The sequence below is a fragment of the Roseibium sp. RKSG952 genome (genome assembly GCF_009711355.1).
In genome coordinates this window covers 327,219-340,079 of record NZ_SMMF01000963.1, presented here as the reverse complement: position 1 = coordinate 340,079, position 12,861 = coordinate 327,219, and the positions used below count along the sequence as shown (strand labels likewise).

Genomic DNA, 12,861 nt, shown 5'->3' with positions numbered 1-12,861 from the left:
CTGTCCCTCCCAAAGGCTGGCCCAGCCCCAGATCGACATGTCGGCAATCGAATAGAAATCTCCGGCAACATATTCGTTTTCGGCCAGTCGGCGATCCAGCACCCCATAGAGGCGCGCAACCTCGGAACGGTAGCGGTCTTTGGGGTAGGGGAGGTTCTGTGGCGGGTCCAGTTGAGGTGCGTATTTCAGAAAATGATGTGCCTGACCGGCCATCGGGCCGACGCCGCCCATCTGCCACATCAGCCATTCCTCGACCGCGATGCGGTCGCGTTCGGTCTTGCCGTAGAAACGCCCTGTCTTGCGGGCCAGATACATCAGGATTGCGCCGCTTTCGAACACCGAAACCGGTGCCCCGTCCGGGCCATCCGGATCGACAATGGCGGGCATTCGATTGTTTGGTGCGATTTTAAGAAAGTCCGGGTCGAACTGATCGCCCTTGCCGATGTTGATCAGATGAGTGGTGTAGGCAAGCTCCATCTCTTCCAATGCGATGGATACTTTCCAGCCATTCGGCGTGGGCCAGAAATACAGATCGATCATGGTGTCTCCTCAGATTGAAAGGATCATGCGGTTTTCTCTGCAATCGGCAAGGGGGAGTTACGAAAGCGTGACAGGGTTGCGGCCGGGCTTGACTGCTAAGGACGCCCGGCGTATTTGCGTCGCAGAAGCTTCGTGGCGATTTGTTACCGGATTGCGGGCCACGCTAAACAACACCGCTAAAAGGTCAGGATGAAAGACCCCTTTCGCTTGGCCGCGTCTGGGGTTTTTTGTTTGCCTCTGCCGGAGGCTGAAAGGAATGAGATGAGCGAGAACTGGAACAAACGCACCCAAGCCGTCCATGGAGGCGTTCGCCGCAGCCAGTACAACGAGGTGAGCGAGGCGATTTTCCTGACGCAGGGTTTTGTCTACGACAATGCTGAACAGGCCGAGGCACGGTTTCTGGAATGTGGCCCGGACGAGTTCATCTATGCCCGTTACGGCAACCCCACTGTTTCAATGTTCGAACAACGCATTGCCGCGCTGGAAGGCGGAGAGGATGCGTTCGCCACGGCATCGGGTATGGCGGCGGTCAATGGTGCACTGACTTCCATGCTGAAGGCGGGCGATCACGTTGTTTCGGCCAAGGCATTGTTCGGTTCCTGTCTTTATATTCTGGAAAACATCCTGGCCCGCTATGGGGTTGAGGTCACCTTTGTTGATGGCACTGATCTTGAGCAGTGGCAGGCGGCCATTCGTCCGGATACCAAAGCTGTCTTCTTCGAGTCGATGTCGAACCCCACTCTGGAAGTGATTGATATCGCTGCCGTATCCAAGCTGGCGCATGCGGTTGGTGCGACTGTTGTTGTGGACAATGTATTCTCGACGCCCGTATTCTCCCGCGCGATTGAGCAGGGCGCAGACGTGGTGGTCTATTCCGCAACCAAGCATATTGACGGTCAGGGACGTGCGCTGGGCGGTGTCATTATCGGAACTAAGGAGTTTATCCGCGGAACTGTTGAGCCGTATCTGAAGCATACAGGTGGCGCGCTGAGCCCGTTTAATGCATGGATCATGCTCAAGGGGCTGGAAACCATCGCATTGCGCGTCAACGCCCAAGCAGAGACTGCGCAGCAGATCGCCGAAGCATTGGAAGGCCATCCTGCGCTGGAGCGTACCCTGTATCCGGGGCTCAAGACGCATACGCAGAATGCTCTGGTCCAGTCGCAGTTGGGCGGTAAGGGCGGTACGGTTTTGTCGCTGGATATCAAGGGCGGGAAATCTGCGGCCTTTGCGTTCCTGAATGCGATGAACATTCCGGTGATTTCGAACAACTTGGGGGATGCCAAATCTATCGCGACTCATCCTGCCACAACCACGCATCAGCGGCTGAGTGACGAGCAGAAAGACGAACTGGGGATCACGCCCGGTCTGATCCGTCTTTCGATTGGTCTGGAAGATGCTGGGGATCTTCTGGCTGATATCCAACAAGCGCTTGAAGCTTCGCAGAACTAAATGACAACCCTGCAGCGCTTACCCGCTGCAGGGGGAATTTGCCTCAGGCGCGTCCGTAAAAACCGATCCGCTCGGCTTCGGTAAAGGTGACGCCGGGGTTTTCGTAATAGGAAAAGACAGCGATCACGCGGGCTTTGTCGCCACCAACCGGGGTTACCCGGTGGGCGGTGTTCTTTCCCTTAAACACGTTCAACGTGCCCGGGCTAAGCGTTATGACCTTGCTTTGATCGTCACCACCGCTCAGCAGTTGTGCAACACCGTCATAGTTTGGGTCAGTATCACTGCGCAAATCTGTGCGGTACTCAAAGCCTCCGCCCTGATCCGGGGCCTGCAGCAACATCGTCGTGGTAAATTCCGAGCGGTCGAAATGCCAGTTCAGTGCTTGCCCTTCCTGATATGACATGACGTTCACACGCGCCAGCGGGTCGTCCATCACATGCAGGGCGGGTTTCCCCATCGTCGCGGCCAGAAACTGCGCAAATTCGGGCCATTCATACAGACGCAACAAGGCAGAGCCGTCGATCTGATCTGCACAAAGCGTCCGGTTGGAAGTTTGAAATTCCTGCAGGGCAGGATGGCCCTCGGGCAGATCGGCGATCTTTTTGAAATAGATATTGTGACGACGCTCATGCAGAAACGCTTCGCTCTCGAACCGGGGTGCCATATCGGAAACGGCCTGCGCCGCGATCTGGCCGCGCATCAAGCCGTCAAGATTGAACATACCATCTTGCTCAAGGTCATTGCGGCAGTTTTCGACAAGATTGTTCCACTCAGCACTACCTGGGCGGTCGATGGGAAATCGGTCGAGGTCGAGAATATCGCGCATTGTTATCCCCCTGTTGGCAGCGATGTTTGTGTTTTCTGAAATGCTAGAATCTGAGCGCGTTCGATACTGTTCCGTTTGCGACAAGGTTAAGTTGCCAGACTTTGGGTATCTACCGATCCTGTCCTTGACTGTTAGTTACGTGGCGCATTCGCTCGGAAAGTGACGATTTTGCTCTACTCTTTATTGATCCAGCCTGCTAATTCGCACGTACAAGGCTAGACTGGAAAAACAACTGCAGTCGTATATATTCCGGCGACCAATCGAGGAACCGCAGCCTATGAATATTCACTCGCGCGACATTGACGAGACACCTGATCGCGACGAAGCAGCCGCTGCACTTAAGGTGCTGCGCCAATGGGCGGAGTCTGCATCTGCCGCTGAGATCAGTCAGCTTGATCCGGCCGTGTCGCGTCTGGTGCCCGGCTTGGCGCCGGTGAACTATCCTTCGCTGTCGCGTGAATATCCCGAGGGCTTTCAAATCTCCGAAGCTTACCGGGATACACTGCCGGACCTGCAGAATGGTCCGTCCAGCTTGATCCGTGGGGCCAAGCAGCAGATTCAGCATGTCGGTATTTCTAACTTCCGACTGCCGATCCGTTTTCACCGCAAGCATGGTGATGATCTGACGCTTGAGACCTCGATTACCGGCACTGTGAGTCTGGAGGCTGAGAAGAAGGGCATCAACATGTCCCGGATCATGCGTTCATTCTACAAACATGCCGAACGCACTTTCAGCTTTGAGGTTATGGAAGCGGCGCTGAGCGACTACATGACTGATCTGGACAGTTTTGATGCACGGATTCAGATGCGCTTTTCCTATCCTGACCGGGTGAAAAGCCTGCGATCCGGGCTTGAAGGCTATCAGTATTACGATATCGCGCTGGAGTTGGTTGAACAGAACGGTGTGCGCCAGAAGATCATGCATCTGGACTATGTTTATTCGTCAACCTGCCCATGTTCGCTGGAACTTAGTGAGCATGCACGTTCGATGCGCGGCCAATTGGCGACGCCGCATTCGCAGCGATCGGTTGCACGTATATCGGTTGTGGTAGATTGCGACGCTGATTGTCTATGGTTTGAAGACCTGATCGCATTGTGCCGTCGTGCCGTACCGACCGAAACTCAGGTCATGGTCAAGCGTGAGGACGAGCAGGCCTTTGCCGAGCTGAACGCCGCCAATCCGATCTTTGTCGAAGATGCCGCGCGTCTTTTCTGTGCCGAACTGCTGGCCGATCATCATGTCGGGGATTTCCGGGTAATCGCAAGCCATCAGGAAAGTCTGCATAGCCACGACGCTGTTTCGATCCTGACAGAGGGTCCAACTTTTGCCTCTGCAAGTCTGGACCCAAGGCTGTTCACCACCCTGTTCCATGTTGGGTGATTGCGCGTACTAGCGGATCAATTGGGCACCATATCTCCAAATCGGCGCTTTATTGCCGCATTGCAGCGAATAATGCTGCAATTGCGATGTGCTTCGGGTTAGGCTGCTGCTGAATGCAGCTGCGGCATGCCAGCGCCTGATATGGTGTGCTGCCCCGAAAGGAAGCCGAGACGTGCGACGCCTTGGACTGCAATACCAAAGTCGCCGACCGAGAAATCGGAGCGGGCAGGGCGCCTCACACTCTTTTCCTGGCTGCATGGCATTCACAGGAGAAATAAGTAATGAACCCGATTACCCAGCAGCTTGAGATTCAAGCCGCAGCCTTTCGGTTGGCCGGCTATGCAATGGCCAACCAGATGAAAATCATGCAGATCATGGCTCATTCGGCCTTTGAAATCCCGATGGCTCCGATTAATGCCCTACACGAGGCCGCGTCGGCACCGACGCCTGCGCCAAAGCCTGCCAAGCCAGCAGCAAGGAAAGCAGTAAAACCGGCCGCCACTGCCAAGCCCGCGAAACCAGTCGCACCCAAGGCGAAAGCTGCTAAGGTCACTGGTGCAGGAGCAGAAACGACCAGGGCACCGCAACCTAAACCGCGTGTGCAGACCAAGCCACCGGCAAAACCGCGCGCCACGGGCGGACGTGCTGCAGCAAGGCCCGCTGCCAGAGCAAACACAGCACCCAAAGCTGCTTCGGTCCAAGAGAAACCCGCTGCCAACGCGCCGAAACCTGCGGTGGTTCAGGCAACGAGCGCTCCGAAACCCGAGGTCACGCCGAAGCCTGTAATAGAAACACCTGCGGTCGAGCCGAAACCAAAGGCCGCCAAGCCCGTCGCTCGCACTCGCAAAACCGCAACGTCCACGCCCAAACAGGCCGCAAAGGCGCCTGAAGTGGCGACAACGTCTACGGTCAAGACTACTGCCCGAAAGACTCGTGCGCCTTCAAAACCGCCGGTGATGCCGGGGACATCTGACAAAAGCGAAGAGTAATCCCCGATCATCTGCTTGACATGATCGGGAAGGCGGGCCAACGCTGCCCGTCATGATGGACCTTCGCCCGGTTGGATATGTGATTGGCCTGCTGGTCGCCATTCTTGGGGCGACCATGCTGCTACCTATGCTCGCGGACCTGATCGAGGGCCGTGGCGAATGGCATGTGTTCTTTGAAAGTGCGGTTATTACCCTGCTGACAGGTACTGTGCTTGCCATCAGTTGTTCCAACGGCGTGGGCGAAGGTCTAACGATCCGTCAGACCTTTTTGCTGACCTCGGGCGTTTGGGTGGCATTGCCTGTGTTCGGATCGATCCCTTTCATATTTGGCGAAACTGAGCTGAGGTTCGTCGACGCCTATTTTGAGGCGATGTCGGGTCTGACCACAACCGGCTCAACCGTTATTTCCGGGCTGGATAGCCTACCGCGCGGATTGTTGTTGTGGCGCGGTATCTTGCAGTGGTTGGGCGGTATCGGGATCATCGTTGTCGCCATGGTTTTTCTGCCCGAGCTTCGGGTGGGTGGTATGCAGATCTTCCGCTCGGAAGGGTTTGAAACCATGGGGAAAATCCTACCACGGGCGCAGGAGATCGCTGGTCAGATATCGATGATCTACGTGTTTCTGACCTTTGTTTGCATGCTGGTTTATGCCGGGCTGGGGATGAGCTTTTTCGATGCACTGGTGCACGCGTTTACGACCGTTTCGACGGGTGGGTTTTCCAACTACGATGCCTCGTTCGGGACTTTTTCTGGACCCGCTGAATACGCTGCTTCGATCTTTATGATCCTGGCTGCATTGCCTTTTGTTCGTTATGTTCAGTTCGCCAATGGCAACACCAACTCCCTCTGGCAGGACAGCCAGATACGCGCCTTTCTGGCGACGATTGTCGTACTGGTCGTGATCATGTCAGTGTTCCTGACATCGGTCTTCCCGCACCATTGGGAACAGGCTTTCCGAGAATCTTTGTTCAATATCACCTCGATCATCTCTGGCACCGGCTATGCCAGTGTCGACTATATGGGATGGGGCAGCTTTCCGATCATGTTGTTCTTTTTGATCGGATTGATCGGTGGATGTGCGGGATCGACTGCCTGTTCCATCAAGGTCTTCCGCTATCAGTTGCTGTTTGCCTCGATCAAAACGCAGATCCGCAGAATCCGTTCGCCACATGGTGTTTTTCTGCCCCAGTATGATGGTCGTACAATCGGCCCTGACGTTCTGACCTCGGTCATGAGCTTCTTTATGTTCTTCGCGCTATCGATGGGTATCCTGTCCTGGGCATTGGCACTGACGGGACTGGATTTCATTACATCGGTATCTGGTGCCGCGACCGCTTTGGCCAATGTGGGGCCGGGTCTGGGTGATCAGATTGGTCCGGCAGGCAACTTTGCCAATCTCAATGACACTGCAAAGTGGCTGCTGACAATCGGAATGCTGGTAGGCCGCCTTGAGCTGCTGGCCGTTTACGCAATCTTTACCGTTCAATTCTGGAGAGGCTGATGAAAAGACCCCTTGGTGCGCAAATCTCGCACATGCTGAAGGATCGCGGCGTTGATGTGATCTTTGGCATTCCCGGTGTGCACAATCAGGAAATGTATCGCGGTATCGAGGAGGCTGGGATTACGCATGTTCTTGCGCGGCACGAACAGGGTGCGGGGTTCATGGCAGATGGATATGCCCGGGCGACAGGCAAGCCCGGCGTGGCTTATGTGATCACCGGACCAGGATTGTGCAACACGATGACACCGATGGGACAGGCCTATACTGACTCTGTTCCTGTGTTGGTTCTGTCTTCATGTCTTGACGAAACGCAGGCGCAGCGCGGGCAGTTGCACCAGATGAAGGATCAGCGCGCGGCTGCGGAAACCGTAACTGACTGGTCCGTTCAGGCGAACGATGCCCAATCCGCCTATGGTCTGATCGAACGCGCCTTTGAAGAATTCGAACTTTGTCGCCCTCGGCCCAAACACATTCAGGTACCTATTGTGCAGTTGGAAGCAAGCGCTGATCCTGCCCCATTCCCGAACCAACCCGCGCTGCGCACCAAGGCGTCACCACCGGACATCTCGTCTGTCATGTCGCTGCTGAACATCGCAAAGCGACCATTGTTTATTCTGGGCGGCGGCTGTCGTTCCAACCTATGGCGTCAGATCTTGAACCAGCTTGGCGCTGCATGTTTCACCACCTATGCCGGGCGGGGTCTGGTGGGCACCGGCTATGCGTTGGATTTTGGTGCAATGCTGCCGCGCCCGGGGAGCGCTGACGTGATTGCGTCGGCAGATCTTGTGATCGCTGTTGGAGCGGAACTGGGCGAGGTCGACTTGTGGCGTCGTGACCTTGGCCACACTGCTAATCTGGTACGTGTAGATCTGGATCCCGAGGTGTTGTCGGATCATCACCGTGCATCTGTCAAATTGCAGGTCGATGGTGAAAGCTTTGCTCACGCGTTGTGGGCTGCTACCGAAAACGCGAAACCTGCCGCAGGATGGACCCACGAGGAAGTGGCTGTGGCCCGCGCGCGGTGGCGGTCAGAGGTTGATGCCGAACGACCCGGCATTGTGCCGGTCGCAGATGCGCTGCGCGAGGCGATGCCTGCCGAGACCATGATCTATTCGGACATGACCCAGTTTGCCTATGTCGCCAAAGAGATTTGGGATGTATCCCTTCCCTATCACTGGCATCACCCAACCGGGTTTGGGACGCTGGGCTATGCGCTGCCCGCTGGTATTGGCGGAGCGGTGGCTCGCCGTGGCAAACCGACAGCCGTAATCGCGGGTGACTATGGTTTCCAATACACGATGCAGGAACTGGGTGCCGCAGTTGAGTTGGGCTTATCTTTGCCCATCATCCTTTGGGACAACGGCAAGCTGAAAGAGATCGAAGACAGCATGGTGCGGGGTCAGATCGCCCCGAATGCGGTCGTCGCGCGCAATCCTGACTTCTGTCGACTGGCCGAGGCATATGGCGCGCGATCTGCCAATCCTAATAGTCTTGAAGAAATGCAAGCAGCTGTCCGCGCGGCTTTTGAGGCGCCGGTGCCCACCCTTATTCGGGTGACGCCAGACGTGCTTTGAACATCTCCGAAAACGAAACGGCGCCGCAAGCGATTGCGGCGCCGTTTTTTATTGGGAGTCGCTAACTGCTTAATCCCAGCAGTGAACCAGTACGGTCATACCAGTGGCGCGACGGCTCAGTTCGTTCGGCGAAATCTGTGCTGTTTCCTGTCCCGACTGACCCGAAACACCTGCCTTGGTCAGAACCTCGTTCAGACGATCTGCTCCGGCCGCCAGACTGACCGTGTCGGGCAGGGTACGACCTTCCGAAGCGGTAGGCAGCAGCATGCCGACAACATTGCCGCTGCTATCAAAAACTGGCCCGCCAGCATCGCCGGGCTGAGCAACCAGAGACAGGCGTTTCACGCCTTCCTCACCATTCAGGCCCCGGATATCGGCAACCTGTCCGTATGTCAGCGTCGGGGCGCCCAGCGCACCTTCGTACGAATACCCTGAAACAGCGACCTCGGACTGAATGCGAGGCTGGCTGGCACTGAATTCTGCGACACTCATCGGAGCGAGCGTCCGAATGGGGCGCAGAACCGAAATGCCAAGATCGACATCTGTCCAGGCCACCTGCAGCTCCTGATCGCCGTCCAGTGTTACACGGGTGCAGCTGCTGGCAGCTTCGGCAACGGTCAGAACGGCACCATTCGCGTCAGCAAAAAAGCCCGAGCGGGACAGGCGGGGCTTGCGAATTTGCAAGCCTGAAACAAGATCGATGCGCTGCTCGGCATCCGCTCCGGCGCTGGCATCCAACACGGCATCGGTGGTGCTCAGGCTGGACCTCATGGCTGCCAGAACGCGTGCACGGCGGGCTTCGTCTCCTTCGGGCCAAACCAGCGTAAAGCCTTTGATCTTACCATCCTTCAGTGCGGCCTGAGTATACGAGACAATACCGTTTCCGCGCCCTTCCAGGGTGAAGCTGTCACCACGCAGCTCGCGAGGGCCATCCAGCGGGACGATTTTCAGGGACTGCATAACCTCATAAAGCGCGCGCAATGTCGATTTGCTGCCTTCCTGGCTGATCAACAGTGCCTGGGCGTTGAAATCGGTGGTTGGTTTGAAGTGAACAAAAGGTGCCTCATACCGATCAAAGGAAACCAAGCCCAATGGCAGATCCAATTCGATGCCTGCTTGAGTATCAGAGTGGCGCTCCATACCAGCGCTGATCAACGGAGCGTTGTAATCATCCATCAGCGTCTTGCGCTGCAGTGTCGTCAGAACGCCAGTCGGCTCATAGCCGTTGAAGCGCTGCCAATCCCCCATGGAGCGGCGCGTTCCTTGTCCAAATGCACCGTCGATTGTGGAGTTGTAGAAGCCTGCAGCCTGCAGGGCGGTCTGAAGATCCTTGCGTTCTTGCGCAGTCAGCAGCCGCTCACCCTGCAGAGCCTCAGATCGGGTTTCGTCTGATTCCTGTGACAATGCGGCCTGAGGTTGCTCAGGCTGAGTTTCAGGTTGAACGGGTGCCGTAATCGCCCCTCGGTCCAGGATGTTGGCACCGATCGGCCAGAACTGTTGTCCCAGCGAATTGGAAAATGCGATGAAGCTGTCAGCAGGGATCTGACCTTCGGCCCGGTAAACGCGCAAAACCTGTTCGGCGTCGTCACGCAGATAGGGCCCGATTACAATCGCATACCAGCCACTGTTCAGGCGAAAGCCGTTCACGTCGGGCAGGGTGCTGGAATACGCTTGTGCGCGATCCTGCGCCTCGCGCAGCGAGGGTTGCGCCTCGACCTGGACCCAGACGCCCTGATCCTGTTGCGCGAAAGCAGCCCGAAGGCCGAAGAGAAAAAGAAATAGAAATGCCGTTAATGCGCGTGTCATTTTCTGCCCGTGTTATGCAGTGTTTTATCTTTGGCGCAGATTACGCGATTTAATGTGCTGAACGCCATGGTTGGAATACGGGGAATTTCTGGTGTGGCCGCGCAGTGACAGCATCATGCCATTGGCCCGTTGACGCCCCTTGGCCCCTTGCATAGGAAGGGCAAAACCGACCGGAACCGGGCGCCGACGCGTCCAAAGGGAATGTCATGACCGATACGTCCAGCGCACCACGTTCATTTCAGGAGATTATCCTGCGGCTTCAGACCTATTGGGCGTCGAAGGGTTGCGCGATCCTGCAGCCTTATGACATGGAAGTTGGTGCTGGTACGTTCCACCCGGCGACGACACTGCGTGCTTTGGGCTCAAAAGCATGGGCAGCAGCCTATGTTCAGCCATCACGCCGCCCGACGGATGGGCGCTATGGCGAAAACCCGAACCGGTTGCAGCACTACTACCAGTATCAGGTGCTGATCAAACCCAGCCCGCCAGACCTTCAGGAATTGTATCTGGGTTCGTTGCAGGCCATCGGCATCGATATGGAGCTGCACGATATCCGCTTTGTCGAGGATGACTGGGAAAGCCCGACATTGGGTGCCTGGGGTCTGGGCTGGGAGGTTTGGTGTGACGGGATGGAAGTCAGCCAGTTTACCTATTTCCAGCAGGTTGGCGGCCATGATTGTGCACCTGTCTCTGGTGAACTGACCTATGGTCTCGAGCGTCTGGCAATGTATGTGCTGGGTATCGATCATGTAATGGACATGCCATTCAATGATCCGCAGTCGCCCAGCCCACTGACCTATGGCGACATCTTCAAGCAGACCGAAGAGGAATATGCCCGCTGGAACTTTGACGTGGCCAACACCGAGGTTCTGTTGCGTCACTTCGAAGAAGCTGAAGCCGAGTGTGCGGCCATCCTGGCGCAAGAGCACGACGATCCCAAGACCGGCAAGCGCATCATCATGGCGCATCCCGCCTATGACCAGTGCATCAAGGCGAGCCATATCTTCAACCTGCTGGATGCGCGAGGAGTGATCTCGGTGACCGAAAGGCAGGCTTATATCGGGCGCGTCCGCGCACTGGCCAAGCAATGCGCGGATGCTTTTGTTCAGACAGAGGCCGCTGGGCACGTGGCCTGATGGGCCATTCAGGCAAGCCCCGGAAGCAATGCCTTGAGGCCGTCCGCGATCATGCTGATTGCGATGGCCGACAGGATCATGCCCATGAAGCGGCTCATGATCACACGTGCGTTCTCGGACAAGCGTTGCGCAATCGTGGAGGCGTTCCAGAAGGTTGCCAGCAACAAGAACACTACACCCAGAAAGACGACGGCAAAGGCAATCGCATCAGCCGCCCCGGATATATGATGTGCATAAAGGATCAGGGTTGTGATCGTGCCCGGACCTACGAGGATCGGAAAGGCCAGCGGGTAAAAGGCGACGGTTTCGGGGGCAGGATAGGATTGCTTCTCGCTTTCGGTGCCGTGATGCGAGCTGCTTTCGCCACCGTTCAGCATGTTCAACCCGATCATGAGAACCACCAGGCCGCCCGCAACACGCAGATCGTCAACGCTGATACCAAACAGGCCAAGAGCCTGACTGCCGATGGCCGCAAAGGCACTGCCGAGGATCAGGCAGTAAAGCGATGTTTTTACAGCGACCTTTCTTTGGTCCGAAACCGAAAGACCATCCGTCACGCTCAGAAACACCGGCAGATTTGTAATCGGGTTCATGATCGCGAACAGCGCGCCAAAAAATCCCACGGCAAGGGTCGTATCCATTCAAAGAGCCTCGTAACCAACTGTATTGGCTTTAAACCTGTCCTATTTTCAACGATCTTGAAAGAGGCGGCATGAGCAGGAGAGCAGACTGATGACAGGAAAACTGTTGGCAATCATTCTTGTGGTGTGCGCCGTCACCGCCGGTGTTGGCATGTATTACCTGCAGGTTTACGGGTTTTACTATGAGGTCGAACCCAAGCCTGGTGAGGACGTGGTGTTGCTGTCTGCAACGACCGAGCAGGCCGAACCCATCGAATACAGCCAGTTTCAGGCGATTGATGCCGACAGCTCTCCGATCCGGTTCCGCGCTTGCTTTGAAACCGATCTGAGACCAGATCAGTTGGCCGAAGGATTCATGCCCGCAGAGAAGCCGGAACCACTGACTGCGCCGGGTTGGTTTGATTGTTACGATGCCGTTTCCCTTGCGGATGCGCTGAAATCCGGAAAGGCGAGCGCCTTTATCGGCACCAAGAACATCCACTATGGTGTTGATCGGATCGTAGCAGTGACAGAGGATGGCAAAGGTTACATCTGGCATTCACTGAACAATTGCGGCGAGAAAGCCTATGATGGCACTGTCGTTGGTGAGGAATGTCCGCCCAGACCGCAGAATTGAGGGAGCAACATGGGATACACGTTTGAGATCCCAGACTTTCTGACCGCAACGCTGGGCTTCGCCGTCTATCTTCTGGGCGCCGAGATCAATGCCCGTGTCGCGACCCTGCGCAGCTTCAATATCCCCGAACCGGTCACTGGCGGGCTGTTGGCATCGCTTGTGGTGCTGTTGCTGTATCTTCTGTTTGGCGTAGAGCTTTCGTTTGAACTGAATACCCGGGATTTTCTGCTGGTGTTGTTCTTTGCCGGAATCGGTCTCAACGCCCGGCTGTCAGACCTGATCGCGGGTGGTAAGCCTTTGCTGATCCTTCTGCTCCTGACTTTAGTCACGATTGTATTCCAGAACCTGATTGGTGCGGCGGGGGCATTGTTCTTTGGATATCCGGCCCAGTCTGGTGTT

General features: G+C 56.3%; 12 protein-coding genes and 1 riboswitch. Of the genes, 8 read left to right on the top strand and 4 right to left on the bottom strand.

Annotated elements, in window-relative coordinates; genetic code table 11:
- On the bottom strand, nt 1-540 hold a 540-nt coding region (locus tag E1297_RS47770; protein WP_155151904.1), incomplete at its 3' end, for a glutathione S-transferase N-terminal domain-containing protein.
- Between the two features lie 122 nt (nt 541-662).
- Nucleotides 663-740: riboswitch (SAM riboswitch) on the top strand.
- Nucleotides 741-801: 61 nt separating this feature from the next.
- Between E1297_RS47770 and metZ the strand changes: the two genes are divergently transcribed.
- Nucleotides 802-1,992: an O-succinylhomoserine sulfhydrylase gene (gene metZ / locus E1297_RS47765; RefSeq protein WP_155151427.1), complete on the top strand. Its 1,191-nt coding sequence runs from the start codon at nt 802-804 to the stop codon at nt 1,990-1,992.
- Nucleotides 1,993-2,035: 43 nt separating this feature from the next.
- On the opposite strand, the gene E1297_RS47760 is transcribed toward metZ, so the two are convergent.
- On the bottom strand, nt 2,036-2,818 hold the full coding sequence (locus tag E1297_RS47760) for a 2OG-Fe(II) oxygenase (RefSeq protein WP_155151424.1): 783 nt from the start codon (nt 2,816-2,818) through the stop codon (nt 2,036-2,038).
- 277 nt (nt 2,819-3,095) lie between these two features.
- Between E1297_RS47760 and folE2 the strand changes: the two genes are divergently transcribed.
- From folE2 to E1297_RS47735, 4 genes are all read left to right on the top strand, one after another.
- A complete protein-coding gene (gene folE2 / locus E1297_RS47755; RefSeq protein WP_155151421.1) occupies nt 3,096-4,199 on the top strand; it encodes a GTP cyclohydrolase FolE2 in 1,104 nt (367 codons plus the stop codon).
- Nucleotides 4,200-4,480: 281 nt separating this feature from the next.
- On the top strand, nt 4,481-5,188 hold the full coding sequence (locus tag E1297_RS47745; RefSeq protein ID WP_155151415.1) for a hypothetical protein: 708 nt from the start codon (nt 4,481-4,483) through the stop codon (nt 5,186-5,188).
- Nucleotides 5,189-5,240: 52 nt separating this feature from the next.
- Entirely contained in the window at nt 5,241-6,689 is a 1,449-nt protein-coding gene (locus tag E1297_RS47740) for a TrkH family potassium uptake protein (protein ID WP_155151412.1), read from the top strand.
- Entirely contained in the window at nt 6,689-8,263 is a 1,575-nt protein-coding gene (locus E1297_RS47735) for a thiamine pyrophosphate-binding protein (protein WP_155151409.1), read from the top strand. Before E1297_RS47740 ends, E1297_RS47735 begins: the two co-directional genes overlap by 1 nt.
- A 69-nt stretch (nt 8,264-8,332) precedes the next feature.
- On the opposite strand, the gene E1297_RS47730 is transcribed toward E1297_RS47735, so the two are convergent.
- The gene (locus tag E1297_RS47730; protein ID WP_155151408.1) at nt 8,333-10,069 is read right to left on the bottom strand and encodes a serine protease; all 1,737 of its coding nucleotides are present in this window, start codon (nt 10,067-10,069) and stop codon (nt 8,333-8,335) included.
- Nucleotides 10,070-10,275: 206 nt separating this feature from the next.
- Here E1297_RS47730 and E1297_RS47725 point away from each other — a divergent pair, with 206 nt between their 5' ends.
- The gene (locus E1297_RS47725) at nt 10,276-11,205 is read left to right on the top strand and encodes a glycine--tRNA ligase subunit alpha (RefSeq protein ID WP_155151404.1); all 930 of its coding nucleotides are present in this window, start codon (nt 10,276-10,278) and stop codon (nt 11,203-11,205) included.
- Nucleotides 11,206-11,213: 8 nt separating this feature from the next.
- On the opposite strand, the gene E1297_RS47720 is transcribed toward E1297_RS47725, so the two are convergent.
- Nucleotides 11,214-11,846 carry a MarC family protein gene (locus E1297_RS47720; protein ID WP_155151401.1) on the bottom strand — a complete coding sequence of 211 codons (633 nt, stop codon included), beginning with the start codon at nt 11,844-11,846 and terminating at the stop codon, nt 11,214-11,216.
- Nucleotides 11,847-11,937: 91 nt separating this feature from the next.
- Here E1297_RS47720 and E1297_RS47715 point away from each other — a divergent pair, with 91 nt between their 5' ends.
- The gene (locus tag E1297_RS47715) at nt 11,938-12,462 is read left to right on the top strand and encodes a DUF6446 family protein (protein WP_155151399.1); all 525 of its coding nucleotides are present in this window, start codon (nt 11,938-11,940) and stop codon (nt 12,460-12,462) included.
- A gap of 9 nt (nt 12,463-12,471) precedes the next feature.
- Nucleotides 12,472-12,861: sodium/glutamate symporter (locus E1297_RS47710; RefSeq protein ID WP_244328147.1), on the top strand; the 390-nt coding region annotated here is incomplete at its 3' end.